Below are 18,379 nucleotides of genomic sequence, written 5' to 3'. Positions count from 1 at the left end.
ATTAATTTTTGAAAATTGATATAAAAAATCCTCTGCGAAAACAGAGGATTTTTGCTTTATTTCGCCATACGCCATAGCGCTAAAAGACTACTTAATACGATAAGAATAATCGATATAAACCAAGGTGTAATAATCGCAATGGTAAGTAAAATCAACATGATGCTGCCAAAAATCCAACTGCGGCGTTGTTGATGTTGCATTTGTAGGCGCATTTGTTGAATTTCACGCAATTGTTTGTCATGCCATGCAGACTGATTTTTTAATCCATTTAGACTGTCGATGATCAGGCTTGGTAAGTCTTGAGCACCAAGCAATAAATCTGGAATCTGTTGTCCGATTTCTTTGACATTTTTAACGGGGTTCATATTGGCTTTGACCCATTCTGTCAGAATCGGTTTCGCCAGTTTCCAAATATCAAGCTGAGGATAAAGGTCTGTACCTAAACCCTCAACATGAACCAATGTCTTGAGGAGTAACATCAATTGCGGTGGAATTTCCAAGTGGAAACGACGCGCAATATCCATGACTTGAATCAAGATGCCTGCAAAATCCAGTTGATCCATCGGTTTTGAAACCATAGGGCCGACCGTACGACGCATTTCACGAGCCAGTGTATCTTGATCTGTACCCGGTGGAATCCAGCCTGCTTGATGCACGATTTGAATCAATTGCATGAAGTTGCTATTCATCACAGCAAGCAACATGCGTGCAACGGTCATTTGATCATGTTTAGACAATTCACCCATGATGGCACAGTCCAGCGCGATAAAACGTGGATTACTAGGGTTAATCGTTTCAACGAAAACATTCCCTGGATGCATATCTGCATGGAAAAAGTTGTCACGGAATACTTGGGTAAAGAAAATCGTCAGACCTTTTTCAGCGAGATCAGCACGATCCATACCTAAACGATCAAATGTTGCCGTATCAGAGATTGGAACACCTGTGATTCGTTCCGCTACCATCACATCTTTGCTGTCCATATAAACTTCAGGCACATACATCATGCTTGAACCTGTAAAGTAATGGCGCATACGGCGGGTATTGTCTGCTTCTAAGCTCAGATCAAGTTCATTTAAAATGATTTGACGATAATCTTGGATGATCTCTGATAAATGTAAGGCACGTGCAGCTTCTACACGATTTTCTAACCAATCACCCAGCCATGCCAAGATTTCAAAATCTTGCAGAATCTGCCCCCGAATATCAGGGCGTGTGACTTTAACAACCACTTCACGACCATCATGCAAAGCCGCAGTATGAACTTGTGCAATAGATGCGGCAGCTAATGGTTGCTCATCGAAGCGTGAAAATAAGGTGCTGACATCTGCCTTAAGTGATTCTTGGATGCGTTGTTTAGCAAGTTGTGTATCGTAAGGTTTGACACGATCTTGTAATAATACCAACTGAGATAAGACTTCAGGTGGAATCAAATCTCGGCGTGTTGATAATAATTGACCCAGCTTAATTGCAAGTGGGCCCATTTCTTCCAAAGCTTCCTTGAGCTTCAGTGGATTTTTCTTTTCTCGACTCGACCAAGCAGCGGGGTGCATTTTAATAACATTTAATGCATGACGCGCTTTAACAGGAAGTTCTTCCGCAGGGAACAAGGTGTCAAGGCGATAATGTGCAGCAATACGCCAGAGTTCGTGTAACCGTTTAACATGCGGAATCATATAAAATCTTACCTAGTCTTGAGTGGTTTGCTTTTGTTGGTTGAATTGAGTTTGTAACTGTTGCAATTGAGCTTCGAGTCGATCTAATGATTGATTAAGTTGTCGCGTCTCTCGATTGAGATCATCCATTTGCCAACGAGGAGCAAATAGACCGCTATCTTCTTTTAAGGCGTCTTCAACAAAAAAAAGCTGACTTTGCAAAGAACGTTTTAGCTGCTGAGGTGCAAGCTGAATTTTACCTAGCTCATGTGCGAGTTGAGGACTAATCCAAGGAGACAGATGCGCAGCGAGATCAGGTTCAGCTTGCTGCATAATTCGCTGAATATCTTGTAGTAAGTGATAATCGTCTTGCAGCGGAATATTACCAATTTGATCCATATCACTGAGTAATAATTTGACCAGTTCCACTACATTTTCAACATGTAATGTTGCTGTTGCATCTGTGATTTTCTGTTGAGGATCAAATGGACGCTGTTCAAAAATAGAGGGGCTTTGGCTTTGTCCTGTGACGGTTGGTTCTAAACGAACTTTATTTTCATCAAAAAACACATCAACTGAAAGTTGTGGACTGTCGATAACCACGCGTAACAGTTGACCTTGTAATTGATTGAGTTGAATGCGAGTAATCGCATCCAAGTCAATCACATGATGAATGAGTCGTTCAACCGCACCGAGTGCTAAAATCGACCACATTGCAAATTCCTTAACGTCAAAACTTTAAAGTTTGAATCCGCGGTGAACCGCAACGATACCACCTGTTAAGTTGTGATAGTCACAGCTCTGGAAGCCCGCATTTTCCATCATGCCTTTTAAAGTACGTTGATCTGGGTGCATACGAATCGATTCAGCAAGGTATTTATAACTTTCAGAGTCATTTGCAACGAGTTTACCCATGATCGGAAGTGCCGTGAATGAGTAAAGGTCATACAATTTAGAAAATGGTTCAAACACTGGTTTTGAAAATTCAAGTACCAATAAACGGCCACCTGGCTTCAGCACGCGATACATCGCTTGTAGTGCCGCATCTTTATCCGTCACGTTACGAAGACCAAAACTAATAGTCACTAAATCAAAACTATTGTCTGCAAATGGTTCTAATGTTTCTGCGTTGGCAAGAACGAAATCAACGTTGGTGCAGCCCGCATCAATCAGGCGATCACGACCAACATTTAACATTGATTCATTAATGTCAGAAAGAACAACGTGTCCTTGTGGACCGACTTCACGGCTAAATACTTTGGCAAGGTCACCCGTACCGCCTGCAATATCAAGTACGTGTTGCCCACGACGAACGCCAGACATATTGATCGCAAAACGTTTCCAAAGGCGATGAATACCAAATGACATCAAATCATTCATGATGTCGTACTTGCTTGCAACTGAGTGGAAAACTTCTGCAACTTTCTGTGCTTTATCATCACTGCTTACAGTTTGGTAGCCGAAGTGTGTAGTTTCTCCAACATTACCTGTATTCGCACCGCGAGGTAGGTTGTATTTTGGAATCGAACCTGTTGGTGTAGACGCAATATTTTGTTGTAAAGATTGTTGCTGACCTTGAGGTGTGCCTTGAGGAAGCGGTGCGCTTAGGAATGGGCTAACTTTGTCTGAACTTTGAGTTTGCTCAACTTCTGGGGTAGGCTGTTGGTTTTCGTTAGACATTGTGTTCTCCTAAACTTTTTGCTCTAGCGGCACGAATCAGCATGCATGATGACAGATTTTGTAATTTTTTACAGGGCTTAGCATATCATTGTTGTGAATAATATACAGAAAGTCACGATCTCAAAAGTGTTTTCATTTTGGTTTTTTGAGTTCTTAAATGAAAATCCCTCTTAAGTGAAGAGGGATTTAAGTAACTGTGTTATGCACGAAATGGATCAGGGTGTCCTGCATGCACTTTGTCGATAATTTCACGCTCTTTTTCGGTAAATGTTTTGATAAATACCGCGGCTGATTTCATCGGTTTCATTGCGGCAAAGCCTTCTTGGATGAATTCATACATTTGATCGAATTGATATTTATGTGCAATACCTTTACACATTTTAAAGGCTGCAAACATCATGGTTGAACGCATATATTTATCAAGTGTTTGACCCAGTTCATCCAGTAAATGAAGCTGTTCATAACGAGCCTCGCCTTGATCAAGTTTCACAAGGGTTTGACGCATGATGTCATCAGTCAATGCCGTTTCTAATGGATAATCCTCCAAAAGTTGCATAGCAACTTGCTCATCCAGTTGAGTTGCGAGGACCGCAAGGCTCACCGACTTAGTCCCCGTTTTAATTGCATTTTCAGGGAGTAAGCTTTCTGCTTTATGAGCATACTTTAATAGGCGTTCTATTTGCTGTGCCATAGCATCAAAATCAGGGCCGCCGTATAAACGATTGAGAAAATATTGCGCCATAAGTTGATTTTCTGGACGAGCAAAAAATTCTTCATGCGTTTGAGCAATACGCTCTTTCATCCATGCTTGTACTTCGTGCAGACGTTGGGCAATCGCTGGGTTTTGGTGATAGTTCAAAGATTGGTATTGTAATAAAAGTTGATCAAATGCAGCGAGTTTTGACATGTTTGAACTCAAAGAAAATAAAACCATAAAATCATAGGCTGCATAATAACGAAGAACCATGACAGCATAAACCGAAAATGTTTAACAATTGGTCACTGTTGTCATTCACTGATTTAACTCTACATAAACTGTACAAGGGTTCTCTAAAGCTCTAAATCGATTTCATTATACTTATTCTTAATAATTAGCCATTTAGAATTAAAGATGAGCGCACAACAACCAAAATTTGAAATACGAGATGAAGATGAACTGTCTTTAGATCTGATTGAAGCACAATACGCTTTAAAAGATAGTCGAGATAAGAAGAATGCCAAAAGTGTTCTGATTTTGGTTAGCGGCATTGAAATGGCGGGCAAGGGCGAGTCAGTCAAGCAATTGCGAGAATGGCTCGATCCGCGATATTTAAAAGTGAAGGCGGATGCTCCAACGCTGCTTTCATCGAACCAAGTATTTTGGCAGCCGTATACCCGATTTATTCCTGCCGAAGGGCAGATCGTGGTGATGTTTGGTAATTGGTACAGCGACCTACTTTCAACTGCGATGCATGTATCAAAACCTTTAAATGAAGAGTTGTTTGATGCCTATGTTGAGCAGATGAGAGCTTTTGAGCATGACTTACAACACAACAATGTGCATGTGATTAAAGTCTGGTTTGACTTGTCATGGAAATCATTACAGAAACGGTTAGATCAAATTGATGCTTCAGAACAACATTGGCATAAATTACATGGTTTAGATTGGCGCAATAAAAAACAATACGATACCTTGGCGAGTCTAAGTCAAAAATTTACAGATGATTGGTTTGTGATTGATGGTGAGGATGAAAAAGTAAGAGATCAATGCTTCGCACAATATGTGTTGCAAACGTTACGTGAGCTACCCGATCACCAAACCAAAATTACAGAAAAATGGCAACAAGCCAAAATTCCGAAAACTTTACTTGAACCTTCGAAAGACAGTTTAGATAAAGATGAATATAAGGAAGAGCTAAACAAACTGACCAAAAAAGTGGCTGATGCGCTGCGTTATGACGAACGTAAAGTGGTGGTGGCTTTTGAGGGAATGGATGCGGCTGGAAAGGGTGGTGCGATTAAGCGCATCGTAAAAAAACTCGATCCACGTGAATATGAAATTCATAGTATTGCTGCACCAGAGCGTTATGAGTTACGTCGTCCTTATTTATGGCGCTTTTGGAGTAAGTTAAATGATAGTGGCAAGATCACAATTTTCGATCGTACATGGTATGGACGTGTTTTAGTTGAAAGAATTGAGGGCTTTGCTAGTGCTGTCGAATGGCAACGTGCTTATGACGAAATTAATCGTTTTGAACAAAGTGTTGTCGATAGCCAAACCGTACTTGTGAAAATTTGGCTCGCCATTAGTAAAGATGAGCAAGCAGCGCGTTTTAAAGCGCGTGAACAAACGCCACATAAACGCTTTAAAATTACTGAAGAAGATTGGCGCAACCGTGAAAAATGGGATGATTATTTAAATGCGGCTGCGGATATGTTTGAACGAACGAATACTGATTACGCGCCGTGGTATGTGATTGCGACTGATGATAAAAATACTGCAAGGATCGAAGTGCTGAAGGCAATTTTAAAACAGTTGAAAGCGGATTAAGCTTTCAACTGAAAGATATAAAAGCATTACGTTTAAAAGTGATTAAGCCACAATGGTATTACGGCTTTTCTGCTGAATACGTTTTGCCAAGTTATAGCAATCTTGAATATGTGCTTCGGTAATTTTACGCATCATGAAATAACCAAGGCTTGCTGCCACAAGTTGACCACCGAGAGGAATAAACTTGGTCACTTGTTTGGTCGCAATCTTGGTAAAAAAACCATTAAACGATTTTTTCATCGCGGTACGTGCTACCACAAAACCTGAGAACTCAAAGCCACGTTTACGTAATTCATCCCAATGTACTTTCTTGGTTTCTGGGTCATAGACACTGATATGTTCAGGCGCTAAGCCAAAGCGAGCATTCACATAAGGAATGATCTGGGTCAACATACCTAAATCGACCACAACATCAAAAAATGGAATAGGAACTATCGCTGCACCTGCTGACCAATACGCACGCTTTTTTGTAAGCTCTAAACACTCTTCGCGGATTTGATCCAAGTTCAAGCTCGGATCAATTGAGTCAGGAATTTTTTCAATTTTCATAAAGTTATACCTAAAGTCTATCCCTCGATAGTACATTCAATCGTACTGAGTGGTGAATTTCAAAACAATTTTTTTATTTCCTTGTGTGTTTAACGTGACATAGTTCGATGAAGTTGTATAGTGATGATTGTGTACGGTTTCGTGCAACACAATGCTGATTTATTGACGAGGTTGTAGTTACGCATGGGGATTCATGTTATTCAAAGTCAACGCCTTGATGTGTTATTGCAAGGTGTGATGGCATCAATTACTCAGCCGAGCAACTCGCCATTTCAAGTCTTTAAAACGCAGCATTTTATTGTACCGAGTCCCGCACAGGAGCAGTGGCTCACGCAGAAAATTGCTGAACAACAAGGCATGACTGCCAATTATCAATTTCATCAACGTATTCGCGGTTTTCAGTGGTACGCTTATCAACAAGTCTTAGAAAATAAAGAAAAAGTACGTAAAGCCAATATTCCTCGATTGATTTTAAAATGGCGCATTCATCAAGCCTTACAACCCTTTATTCAAGCAGATCAAATCAGTCTAGCTGAAGATCATCCTTTATATTCAATCGTACAGCGTATTTACGATAGTGCTGATCAACTACAACATGGCAAAGAGAAACAGCTAAAAAAACAAAGTATGTTGTATTGGGTAGCTGAGCAAGTCTCTCAACTGTTTAACAACTACATGATTTATCGTGGGACTTGCCAACGTGCATGTGAGGGCGAGTGTACCTGTTCAGGTAATTGGTTATCGGCTTGGGGCAGAAACCAAGCCTTGAATATCGAACAACTCATCTCAATCACAGATCAACAAACCTCGGCATTTAGCTTAGAGCAAACAGAAAAGCTCGAGGCATGGCAACGTTGGCTATGGCAGAACTATTTCCATGATGACTTTGTCGAGATGCAGAGTATTGATGCTGACTTTTGGCATATTCTTGATCAACCGCACAAACGTGATCAAGCGTTAGCGCAACTGCCCAATCAGGTGATTGTATTTACCATTTTGGATTTACCACCGAGCCAATTGCAGTTTTTACGCCGCTTAGGACAATATTTAGATGTGGTTATTTTGCACTATAACCCATCTCAAGAGTATTGGGCGGATAGTGTCGATCCTTTGTGGAAGCAACGCTACGATTTAGGGGTGAAAGAGCGCTTTATTGCCAAAAATCCCAAAGCAACGGATGAGGAAATCACGGCGTTTTTTGAACAATTTACGCTGTTCTTTAATGCGCAAGCACGCGAGTCACGTCATCCTTTGCTGACTCGCTTAGGGAAGCAGGCGCGTGACCATTTCTCTTTATTGTCCCAGCTTGCAACAGGTGAGGAAGGCAAGTGGGTGGATGCTTTTGTTGAGCAATTTCCTGAAACTTTATTAGGGAAAATCCAGTCTGATATTTTCTATCTCGCTGAACCTCAAGCTGCGCAATATGAACTTGCCATTGATGATCAATCGATTCAATTGCATGTTTGCCATTCCAGCTTACGTCAACTTGAGGTACTTAAAGAGCAATTGGTCAATTGGCTATCTCAGTCTGATGTCATGCCGCGTCGTCCAAGTGATGTGTTGGTTTTAACGCCAAATCTCGCTGAGCTAGAACCGTTGATTCGTAGTGTATTTCCTGCGGTTGCCAATGATCAGGAAGTTTTTTTACCTGTCAAAATTGCAGGTGTCGCCCAGCTTGATGCTTTGAATGCTTGGCGTGCGGTGCTAGGTCGTTTGCAATTGACACAAGGTCGCTTTACCCAAGATGATTTCGCAGACTGGTTAAATTTATCTGCAACGCAACAGCGCTATGGTTTGGATTATAGCCAAGCTCAACGAATGTTGGATTTACTCAATGATGCGGGTTTTAAGCGTGGTTTGGATGCAGAGCACCTGCAACAAAGTTTGAGTGAAACTGACCAAGACTATCGTTATAGTTTTAAATTCGCCTTAGATCGTTTGGCGCTAGGTATTGCAGTACCTGCGCATGTGATGGTGCAACAGACGCTTAGTTATGCGATGGTTCAGTCTAGTGATTTTGAGCTGATTGGAATTCTGATTCAGATTTATCAAGATTTATCTGCGCGACGAAATTGGCTGATGGCACATGAACATGGTCAGCGGTTGCCTGTTGAGGCATGGTTAAAACGACTGAAAGATGATGTGCAGGAGTTTGAGCAAGCGGAGATTGTCGCGTTAAAAGCTGTACGTGAAATCATCCAAAAGCAAGAGCGTATGCTGACTTTGGCCAGTTATTATGAAGATGCTGAAACTGAGCTGCGTCAAATTTCATTGCCATTGCCTTATATCATTGAAGAAATCCAACGAACTTTAGAAAGTCAGTCTGCACAGGTTGAACCAACAGGACAAATCACCTTTAGTCAGATCGGGCAAATCCGTCCGATTCCTTATCGTTTGATTGTGCTATTAAATTTAGATACAGGTAAGTTCCCAAATCGAGACAGCCATATTCCTTTTGACTTAATGGATGCATTGCGTCAGCAATTGGGTGATCGCTCTCGTTTAGAGGATGATCAGGGCGCATTTTTAGATGCAGTATTGTTAGCGCAAGAGCAATTGTGGCTGTTCTATAATGGTTTTGATATCAATGATGGTGAAGTGAGAGAGCCTTCAAGTGTGTTGCAAGGCTTTCGAGATCATTTGGCGTTGATTGTTCAATCCTCCCCAATGCCTCTGTATGAAAGGGGGGAGAGTGAGGAAGTTCCTATGTTTATCAAAGAGGGGTTAGGGGAGATTTGCCCACCTCAACTTTATCCTCTCTATCATGTACACCGTTTGCAGCCTTTTGATCCGCTCGGCTTTACGACGGATCGACCTGTACGTTTCCAAGATCAATGGTTTAAGGTTGCTTCACAGATTCAGAAAGCGAAAGGTGAACGACAGGCATGGGTGAATGTAGCCTATCCAGTTGAACAGAGTGAAATGACCATTTTGGAGAGTCAGCAATGGATTCAAGATGTGACCTTTCCAGCACGGCTATATTTAAAAACGCTAGGGGTGGAAAATTTAAGTGCCACTGAATTGGTCGATCTAGCCGAGCCTTTGTTATTAGATGGTCTAGGCAAATATGCGATTCGACATTTTTTACAGCAGCACGATGAAAAAGTTTCACCCAGCATCTTGCAAGATCAGTTGCCTGTCGGCAAGGTACTGCACAGTGCATGGCAGCAAAGCCGTTTAGAACAACAACGTTTAATGGAACGTTTACAGCAATATGCAGCCGCGCCAACGCAAACCACGCAACGTATTTGGCGAGTTTCTAAGCATTTGCAAATGAGTTGTATCACCCCCAAGCAAGATGTGCAGGATTGGGTGAGCTTAGATGCTTCTAGTGCGCGTGCCAAACGTTTGGCTAAAGTGTGGTTGGAATATTTGCTCTGGCTGGTTGTCTCAAATCAGGGTGAAGCCACTGAGAAACGCCGTATCGTGGTGTTCAGTAATCAAACGGTGATTTGTGAAGGCGTAAGTTCAACCCAAGCAAAAGATTATTTACAAGCATGGTTACAGCTTTGGCAAAATGCGCAACAACAACCCGTGGTTTTGCCAGCAGCATTATTATTAAAACCTTTGGAAAAAGCCAAACCTTATGAATGGATTGAGCAAGATACTCGACAAATTTTGGATGAAAATAGTCAAAAACAAGTGTTAAAAGATTGGAATGATACAGGCGATTTTTCAGGTTTTGACATGACACAAAATGAAGCGTGTAAATTACATCGAGATTGGCAGTTTATTTTACAAGAACAAGATGCCACTGCTTTATTGAACTATGCTTGTGATCAGTATTCATTTGCCTTGTATCAACCGATTTTTGAATTTTTGCGTGTGGAGTAAGGCATGAGCTCTCTATATCCAGTGTCTTATCAACCGATTCGTGATATTCAGTTTCAAGGGTTGCATTTGATTGAGGCATCGGCAGGAACAGGTAAAACCTATACCTTGTCCAGTTTGATGGTACGCATTTTTTTAGAAAAATATTTACCGAATCAGGTGATTGCAACCACATTTACTCGTGCAGCTGCTGCCGAGTTAAAAACGAGAATCCGGCTACGTCTCGTTGAAACTTTAGATTATTTAGAACCTTTCCGAGATGTACTCGAGCGAGATATTCTAGTTCAGGCAGCACAAGAATCTGATCCTTTGAAACAGCATGTGCTACAGCATTTTGCGCCACGGATTGCCTATGCTTGTGAACGGCTCAAGTTGGTGATTGATCAACTCGATGAGTTATTTGTTGGGACACTAGATAGTTTTAGTCAAAAGTTATTGCGAGAGTTTGCTTTTGAAAGTGGCAAAATTGAAAGAGCGCAAATCACAGAAGATGCGAAAACCTACACACGACAATTGATTCATGATGTATTACGTGAATGGATTCAAACACAACCGCAGCAAGTGATTGATGCACTTTATAGTGTCGGTAGTTTAAAAAGTGTTGATCATTTTGTGGGGATGGTGGAAAGCTCGCTGAACTTTAGTTCGGCACAATTTAAATTACCTGATATGCCTGAAATTGAGCTAACTCAATTGCAAGCTTGGCAACATCAGGTGCAGCACATTGATTTGAGTACCTTGTCTGATTATTTCTCATTGGATGGCGCATATTATTCACATATTAATGGTACCTCTTTTCGTAATCATGCCTTTCACAAACTCTTTGTGGAATCTCTACCATTACTATTAGATGCATTATCAAGTGTTGAAAATGTGCAGGTATTTGATGCGTATTTTGCCAACGCGCGAGATGCGGTATTTAAGTTTTTAGATAAGCTTGAACAGCAAAAAATCTTTAAAAAATGCCCAGCAGACATTAGCGATACTTTTTATCAACATGCAACGGTATTGCAGATTCAGTCGTTATTTCAATCTGTGCTGCAAACACAACAACAGTTTGAGCAGTTGGATGTGTTTTTAAAAGCTTATTTGTGCATTGAAGTGAAAAAGCGCTTGCCGCAAGTGTTACAGCAAAAAGGTGAAACCACCTTTGCCCAACAAATCAAAACCTTATCTGATGCTTTAAAAGGGGAGCAAGGGCAACGTTTTGCAGTGTTTGTGCAAGCCCGTTATCCCTTAATTTTGGTCGATGAGTTTCAGGATACCAACCAAGATCAGGATGATATGCTTGCCAGTATTTGGAGACATCCACAGCGTTACCAAAAAGGCTGCATGATTATGGTCGGTGATCGTAAACAGGCGATTTATGGTTTCCGTGGTGGCGATATGCTGACCTTCCTGAATGCCTACCAAGATATTATGGTGAAGCAAGGGCATGAATATAAACTGATTCATAATCATCGTTCGGTCAAAAAACTGGTGGAAGTGGTCGATGTGTTATTTCAGCGTCAGATGGATTTTGGTGAGCAGGTCATGTATGACCCGATTCAAGCAGGTTCACGACTCCATCCTGCTTTGATTGAACAGCAGCAATCCAATTTAAAGCCTTTACGTTGGTTGCAGTTGCAAGAGGGGAATGAACAAGCCACGCAAGTCGCTTGGCAAATTCAGCATCTATTGAATCAAGCGCATTTAAAACAACTGTATTTACACAATGATCAGCCGATAGCCATCGCTGAAGATGATATTGCGGTGTTGTCGCGCAGTCATCGCCAACTTGATGAAGTGCAATATGTGTTGCAACGTATGGGTATTCGCGTCAATCGACCCGCCAAGCGTAGTGTATTTGATTCAGCAATTGCGCAGGATGTAGGCGCATTACTCACTGCGTTGCTGCATCCTTATGATGAAGCGAAGTTAAAACGTGCTTTACTGAGTCGTCTGTTTGGCTTCGATCTAAAACGATTGATGGAGTTAGAACACAGTGCAGAGGGTTTAAGCCATTATATTCAGCAGTTCGATGAGATTCGTGAAATTTGGCTAAATCAGGGTTTTTTATCTGCATGGCAACGCTGTCTCAATCAGTTTGGTATTTGGCAGCAATTGGTTGCGACACAAAGCCGAGACAATGAACGAACCGTAGTGAATCTACGTCATCTCACCGATATTTTGAGTCAACATAGTGAGCACGTACAAGGCATTCAAAACCTTTATCATTGGTATTTAAAACAACTGCACTCACCGAGTGATCGTGATTGGGAACTTGAACATAAGCTCTCTAGTGATGCTGGTGTTCAGCTCATGACGATACATCAGTCCAAAGGTTTAGAGTTTAAAATTGTGTTTTTATTAGGCGCAAATAAACCCTATTCAGAAATACAAAAGACTTTAAATTTTTCGATGACAGAGGTTCAATTGCCTGAAACGGGGCAAATTCGAACTCAACGTGTTGTTGCGATTGCGGATAAAAATTTCCTACAGCAAACTGAGATTGATCAGCATCAACAACGTGCTTTAGCAGAACAAAATCGCTTGTGGTATGTGGCATTGACCCGTGCCAGTCATCGTGTTTATGCAGTATTTGAGCCTGAAAAAGGGGAGAAAAATAAGTTCTCAGGTCTCGCTTTTTGGAAAAATCAAGGTGAGCATTTTCAACATACCTATAGTGCCGATGAAGCTTTAATTTTAGAGCGACCTCTCGCAGTTCGAACACAGCAAGAGCAACAGCACATGATATTGAATGCTCAACCCTTACCAGAACAACGCTTTTATGCACGTGGCAAAACCAGTTTTAGTTATTTGGCACAGCATTTAAAACATAAGGTCAATCGGACTGATGTATTGGCAAATATGGATGCAACGGTTGAACAGGCTGAAGATGAACTGGATATTTTCGCTGTAGAACAACAGATAACCCAAACGGAATCAATCGCATGGATTAAGCAGCATTTCCCGAAAGGGACTTTAGCTGGTAATTTTCTACATGAAATCTTTGAACAGATTGATTTTCAACAACCTCAAACTTGGGGTGAGGAAATTCGTCGTCGTTTTAAAAATACCTATCAAAGTTTATGGACAGCTTTGTTGGAAACCTATCAGCAACATTTTCCAGATCAGCAAAATAGTGAGCCACTCTATCAGTGGATTGCGGACTGGATCGCTGAGGTTGTACAAACGCCATTGAATCAAGATTTTCAGTTGCAGCAACTCAGTACAGGGCAATACCTATCCGAGTGCCCATTCTATTTGGCACTCTCCGATCGTGTCCTCGCGATGCAACGGGTGCAAAAGCTATTTGAGGAATATGGAATCGAAATGCCTGAGTTACTTGAGGCAAAGTCTGCGCGTTATCTCAATGGCTCTATCGACTTAGTTTATTTTGACGGGCAGCGTTATCACATTGCCGATTATAAAAGTAATTATCTAGGTGCATCGCAACTTGATTATCAATCAATACAGATTGCAGAAAGCATGTCGCTTTCGAGTTATTGGTTGCAGGCCGCTTTATATTTAGTTGCGTTGCATCGTTATCTCAGCATTAAGTTGCAAGATTATAAGATTGAGCAACATTTGGGTGGCGCATCTTATCTATATTTACGTGGTATGAATGGCCAAGCCCAGCAAGGCTATTTTTACTGGAAACCTGAGGATGAGTTTATCCTGCGTTTGGACGCAATTCTTGGGTATTTCTCTGAAGATAAATCAGGAAAAGTGGTGTAGATAAAGTGTATGAATTTAAATTAAACAAAAACTTATCTTGTGAATAAGTGTGTTTATAACCTTGTGGACAAGCGTGTGGGTAAGTTTGAGGATAACTCTGTGGACAATAAAAGTAATGCTCAAGCGGAGCAAATGACTTGGTTAAATATGTGGAGTCACTATTTCACACAAGCACCATTTACTCAGTCTGCTCAACCAGAAACGGCTGCACAGGTGTTGCAACAATTGGTTGAAGCGAGCCTGCAAGGGGATAGTTGTATTGATGTTGATTCAACACAGCTCGAAGCGCTAGGTGATTTGGCGATTTCTAGTGATATCGCAACAACCCAAGTTGCTCCATGCGTCTATGATCAGCAGGGCTTGGCATTATACCGATATTGGCAGCTAGAGCAACGCCTCGCTCATCAGATTTGTCGATTAAAGCGACAAATGGTGCCTCATATTGACGTTTCTATTTTTCAAACCTTACTCAGTGATCAACATCAACAAGCCGCTTTAACTATGGTCATGCAGCAGTGGCTTAGTATTATTACGGGCGGGCCTGGGACTGGAAAGACCTATACACTGGCAAGGATTATTGCTGCGCTCAACCAAACGATTCCAGATATCCGAATTGCAATGGCAGCACCGACAGGTAAAGCTGCACAACGAATGCAAGAAGCACTGCAAAACTCATTCAATGATCCAAAGCTTTTGGAATCAGGTCTGATCACGGATGAACTTCGTCATCAAAATACGCAGACTTTGCATCGTTTATTGGGAATTGGGAATCGGCCAACACCACGTTTTAATCAAAAACAACCGTTGCCTTATGATGTGATCGTCGTTGATGAGGCTTCAATGCTCAATTTGAATCTAGCGACATTACTATTTGAAGCGGTTCCTGAACATTGTCGAATTATTTTATTGGGTGATGCCAATCAGTTGGCCTCTGTAGATGTGGGTTCTGTATTGGCAGATTTACAACACGTTGAGGCTTTGGCTGAAAACCGTGTCCAATTGATGACCAGCCGTCGATTTTCAGGGGATGCTAAGATTGGACAATTTGCAAGATTCATCCAAGATCAGCAAGATTCGGCTGAGCATCATACCGTGTTGGAAAAACTCGAACGCGACATCGTCAAGCCAACTGTACTCCAAGCCATCACATTAACGCTGGGGATGCCTGATCAGATTCAATTGGAATATTTACCTGAGCAGCTAGAGGGCGATGCTGAACAATATCAACAAAAGTTGATGTATGGTTTTCAGGGCTATGTAGATGCCTTAAAGACGTATCTAAAAGCCGATGATATTGAACAAAACATGATGACGGTGATACGAGCGTTTGATGATTATCGTATCCTCACTGCTGTTCGACATGGGCCGTTATTAGGGCTAGAGCAACTGAATCGTTATGCTGAACAATGGTTAAACCAGCAACTCAAACAAATCGCAGTTGGGGATTGGTATATTGGTCGTCCTGTGATGATGACGTATAACGACTATCAGTTAGGGATTTCAAATGGTGACATTGGGATTTGTTTTAAGCACAGAACGCAAGCTCAACAATTTGAAGTTTTCTTTCCTAGTCTAAATAAATGGATTGCAGCACATCGTTTGCCACGTAATATGCAAACAGCTTTTGCACTAACAATTCATAAATCACAAGGTTCTGAATTTACGCATACTGCAATTGTGTTAGATGCACATGCGGAGAAATTATTGAGCCAAGAATTAATTTACACTGCGATTACGCGTGCGAAAAAAGTGGTTACACTTTTGGCTGATCAAAAGTCGTTACAACAAGCGCTGACAATTCGTACAGTACGTCGCAGTGGTTTAGTGCAAAAGATCAATTTGAATAGATTGTGAACTTATTCTTTAAAATTCACTGTTTTGTAAGTAAAAGCTTACATGGATTCGAGATATTGTCGCTAGAGTGAGACAGGTGTTTTTGAGATTATGTACACACAAAGAGCCTAGCAAGGAAAGTTAGGTAAATCGCAAAAATATAATAATAAAGTCAGTAGACAGCGAACTTACAGTGAAGTAAGTGATAAAAGAGGAAACTTACAGCCGCTAAGCCTTGTAGTTTTGGGAGAGACTACAGGGCTTTTTTATTTGTTATAAATTTTAATCACAACATGTTGATATTAATTGTATTAATTTTAACCACTTTAATCTGATTTCACTTTAAAAAATTGATCCATATTTCGACAAAGATTTACTGGTATTAATTTGCTATTCAGTGGAAATGTATCAGAATCTACAAAAGTTATAAGGCTATTGTCAGACAGTTTTTTTTCATTATTAAGTTAAATGTTATACAGACCTGTACGTTTTTGCTTACACAGAGATAAGAAAAATGCTATTTTTCTCCACAATTGATTCTGACAGAATAGCAACTATAGAGAGGGGAACAAGCTCTATAACAACAGAACGTAAAAAGATAGAACGTAAAAAGATGATGATGTGTGAGAAGCATCCAGAGGGTTCGATTGTTATTAAATAAAAAGACAAAAAATAAAAATAAACTAAAATTATAACGATAAAAACTAAGCGCAAAGGCCCAAGCGAAAACTTGGGCTTTTTTGTGCGCGTTTGAAAGTAGATTAAACTAAATCGGCTTTGGTACGGTCTGTTGCAAACAATGACCGACGTTGATTTTTTGGGATTTTCGGACAATTGGTGGAGATTTGATACAGCGTTTTGGCTAAAGCTGGTAAATGCGTACCGACGACTGATTTCCCTGTCGTCAGCAGTGATACACTGATGTCACGCTCAGGGTCAGCCCAACATAAAATATTCGAGAAACCAATATGACCAAATGCTTGCCCTGTCATTGGTCCGAATAAACCAACAGGATTACTCCCTAACATTGGGCCAAGTGCGTAGCGCATCGGTGCCAATAAGGTTCGATCTAAGCTAATCCCAGAGGTTGGCAATGTGGAACGGAACACAGTTTTGGCACTCATGATCTGCTTACCTTGATACTCACCACCGCTGAGCAACATTTCAAAGAAACGGCCAACCTGATCGGCACTGGTATAAATATTGCCTGCTGGGCAGATGGTATCCATAAAACGGCTGTCATTGGTTACATCAACAGCCAGTTGTAAACCACCACCAAGCACATGATTAAGGTATTGATCTGTACCTAAACTTGGATGTACACCAGTTGCATAATTCATTGCAACATCCGCACGATATTCAGGTTTTAAACCATAGTTGAAATAATCCAATCCCATTGGTTTTTCAATTTGTTCTGCTAAAAACTCACGAACGCTTTGCCCTGTAACACGATGAACGATTTCACCTAAAATATATCCTGCTGTAACAGCATGGTAGGCAAGATGAGTACCTGAAGGAGAAACGGGTTTAGCTGCACAAAGACGTTTTAAAATTTCATTTTGATCGAATAAAAGTTCAGGCGTGACTTCGCCTTCTATACGGGGAATTCCACCACGATGAGAGAGTAAATGGAAAATAGTGGCGCGACGTTTACCATTTACACCATATTCGGGAATGTAATAGCTAATCGGATCAAGTAAATTCAGATCACCGCGTTCATCCAGCATATGAATCAACATCGCCGTAACCATTTTTGATGCTGAAAATAGGCATACAGGCGTGTCGGGCGTTGCAATTTTGGCATCAGGTGCTAAGCCATCAGGAGAGTTTCCTTGTGCATAGCCAATACTGCGATTTAAAACGACTTGCCCCTGACGACGTAAACATAGTGTGATGAGTGGATAGTTTCCTGTTTTATATAAACATTCCACACTATTCCAAATTTTTTGAACTTGTCTTTCAGTCATCCCACCTAATGCTGCCGCAACTTCATCTTTTGAGCGAATCACTTGATTGAGGTCATGTGGTACATAACAGGTATTTGTTGATAAAATTTTCACGATTCCCTCGCAATATTTTTCGTTTTCTTTCGTCTCTGTCATAAATTGAAAACAGACTCATGATAGTGTGCCTATTTTGTTCAATGCTGTCAGCTGCCGAATTGCCAGCAAACACAAAACATTTTTGCAATATAACGATAGATCACTTAAAATAGGCGACTTGCTGTAGTGATGCACGGCAGTCAGTTGGCTTCAACTGATTATTATCATTTTTATTTTTTAAGCATCTCGGAGAAATCGAATGGCTTTAACTAACGCAGATCGCGCAGAGATCATCGCTAAATTTGCTCGTGCTGAAAACGACACTGGTTCACCAGAAGTACAAGTTGCTTTATTGACTGCTCAAATCAATGATTTACAAGGTCACTTTAAAGCTCACAAACACGACCACCACAGCCGTCGTGGTTTGATTCGTATGGTTAACCAACGTCGTAAATTACTTGACTACTTAAACGGTAAAGATCACGGTCGTTATGTTGCTTTGATCGGCGCATTAGGTTTACGTCGTTAATTCGATTTTA

General features: G+C 41.0%; 11 protein-coding genes. 5 read left to right on the top strand and 6 right to left on the bottom strand.

Annotated elements, in window-relative coordinates; all coding sequences use genetic code 11:
• Positions 1 to 56 precede the first annotated feature (56 nt).
• The 4 genes from ACT4_RS04225 to ACT4_RS04210 all read right to left on the bottom strand — a co-directional run bounded on the left by ACT4_RS04225 (position 57) and on the right by ACT4_RS04210 (position 4,242).
• The gene (locus ACT4_RS04225; protein WP_007480098.1) at positions 57 to 1,676 is read right to left on the bottom strand and encodes an AarF/ABC1/UbiB kinase family protein; all 1,620 of its coding nucleotides are present in this window, start codon (positions 1,674 to 1,676) and stop codon (positions 57 to 59) included.
• A 12-nt stretch (positions 1,677 to 1,688) separates the two neighbouring features.
• Entirely contained in the window at positions 1,689 to 2,369 is a 681-nt protein-coding gene (locus ACT4_RS04220) for a hypothetical protein (protein ID WP_007480097.1), read from the bottom strand.
• Positions 2,370 to 2,393: 24 nt separating this feature from the next.
• Positions 2,394 to 3,335 (bottom strand): bifunctional demethylmenaquinone methyltransferase/2-methoxy-6-polyprenyl-1,4-benzoquinol methylase UbiE, encoded by a 942-nt coding sequence (gene ubiE, locus ACT4_RS04215; protein WP_007480095.1) that lies wholly within the window; start codon positions 3,333 to 3,335, stop codon positions 2,394 to 2,396.
• 199 nt (positions 3,336 to 3,534) lie between these two features.
• Entirely contained in the window at positions 3,535 to 4,242 is a 708-nt protein-coding gene (locus tag ACT4_RS04210; protein ID WP_007480093.1) for a hypothetical protein, read from the bottom strand.
• A gap of 204 nt (positions 4,243 to 4,446) precedes the next feature.
• Here ACT4_RS04210 and ACT4_RS04205 point away from each other — a divergent pair, with 204 nt between their 5' ends.
• Positions 4,447 to 5,865 (top strand): polyphosphate--AMP phosphotransferase, encoded by a 1,419-nt coding sequence (locus ACT4_RS04205; RefSeq protein WP_007480092.1) that lies wholly within the window; start codon positions 4,447 to 4,449, stop codon positions 5,863 to 5,865.
• A 42-nt stretch (positions 5,866 to 5,907) separates the two neighbouring features.
• Here ACT4_RS04205 and ACT4_RS04200 read toward each other — a convergent pair whose 3' ends face one another.
• Positions 5,908 to 6,414 (bottom strand): hypothetical protein, encoded by a 507-nt coding sequence (locus ACT4_RS04200; RefSeq protein WP_004876530.1) that lies wholly within the window; start codon positions 6,412 to 6,414, stop codon positions 5,908 to 5,910.
• Positions 6,415 to 6,597: 183 nt separating this feature from the next.
• On the opposite strand from ACT4_RS04200, the gene ACT4_RS04195 reads away from it, so the two are divergent.
• The 3 genes from ACT4_RS04195 to recD all read left to right on the top strand — a co-directional run bounded on the left by ACT4_RS04195 (position 6,598) and on the right by recD (position 15,819).
• On the top strand, positions 6,598 to 10,248 hold the full coding sequence (locus tag ACT4_RS04195) for an exodeoxyribonuclease V subunit gamma (protein WP_007480091.1): 3,651 nt from the start codon (positions 6,598 to 6,600) through the stop codon (positions 10,246 to 10,248).
• 3 nt (positions 10,249 to 10,251) lie between these two features.
• Positions 10,252 to 13,965 carry a UvrD-helicase domain-containing protein gene (locus ACT4_RS04190; protein WP_007480089.1) on the top strand — a complete coding sequence of 1,238 codons (3,714 nt, stop codon included), beginning with the start codon at positions 10,252 to 10,254 and terminating at the stop codon, positions 13,963 to 13,965.
• A 132-nt stretch (positions 13,966 to 14,097) separates the two neighbouring features.
• Complete coding sequence (recD, locus tag ACT4_RS04185; protein WP_374750065.1) at positions 14,098 to 15,819, top strand: exodeoxyribonuclease V subunit alpha; 1,722 nt, start codon at positions 14,098 to 14,100, stop codon at positions 15,817 to 15,819.
• A 740-nt stretch (positions 15,820 to 16,559) separates the two neighbouring features.
• Here the strand turns inward: recD and ACT4_RS04180 are convergent.
• Positions 16,560 to 17,858, bottom strand: a complete 1,299-nt coding sequence (locus tag ACT4_RS04180; protein ID WP_034604604.1) for an EstA family serine hydrolase — start codon at positions 17,856 to 17,858, stop codon at positions 16,560 to 16,562.
• A 241-nt stretch (positions 17,859 to 18,099) separates the two neighbouring features.
• On the opposite strand from ACT4_RS04180, the gene rpsO reads away from it, so the two are divergent.
• Positions 18,100 to 18,369, top strand: coding sequence for a 30S ribosomal protein S15 (gene rpsO, locus ACT4_RS04175; RefSeq protein WP_004876536.1), 270 nt, complete (start codon positions 18,100 to 18,102; stop codon positions 18,367 to 18,369).
• The last annotated feature ends 10 nt before the right edge of the window (positions 18,370 to 18,379 follow it).

Origin of the sequence: Acinetobacter sp. NBRC 100985 (assembly GCF_000241225.1) — a bacterium.
Lineage (GTDB): Bacteria > Pseudomonadota > Gammaproteobacteria > Pseudomonadales > Moraxellaceae > Acinetobacter > Acinetobacter venetianus.
The sequence above is the reverse complement of the archived record's forward strand: the minus strand, read 5'-3'. Positions and strand labels throughout refer to the sequence as shown.

Coding starts and splice junctions, on each gene's coding strand:
- ACT4_RS04225 (WP_007480098.1), bottom strand. CDS start 1,676: ATGATTCCGCATGTTAAACGGTTACACGAACTCTGGCGTATTGCTGCA.
- ACT4_RS04220 (WP_007480097.1), bottom strand. CDS start 2,369: ATGTGGTCGATTTTAGCACTCGGTGCGGTTGAACGACTCATTCATCAT.
- ubiE (WP_007480095.1), bottom strand. CDS start 3,335: ATGTCTAACGAAAACCAACAGCCTACCCCAGAAGTTGAGCAAACTCAA.
- ACT4_RS04210 (WP_007480093.1), bottom strand. CDS start 4,242: ATGTCAAAACTCGCTGCATTTGATCAACTTTTATTACAATACCAATCT.
- ACT4_RS04205 (WP_007480092.1), top strand. CDS start 4,447: ATGAGCGCACAACAACCAAAATTTGAAATACGAGATGAAGATGAACTG.
- ACT4_RS04200 (WP_004876530.1), bottom strand. CDS start 6,414: ATGAAAATTGAAAAAATTCCTGACTCAATTGATCCGAGCTTGAACTTG.
- ACT4_RS04195 (WP_007480091.1), top strand. CDS start 6,598: ATGGGGATTCATGTTATTCAAAGTCAACGCCTTGATGTGTTATTGCAA.
- ACT4_RS04190 (WP_007480089.1), top strand. CDS start 10,252: ATGAGCTCTCTATATCCAGTGTCTTATCAACCGATTCGTGATATTCAG.
- recD (WP_374750065.1), top strand. CDS start 14,098: ATGACTTGGTTAAATATGTGGAGTCACTATTTCACACAAGCACCATTT.
- rpsO (WP_004876536.1), top strand. CDS start 18,100: ATGGCTTTAACTAACGCAGATCGCGCAGAGATCATCGCTAAATTTGCT.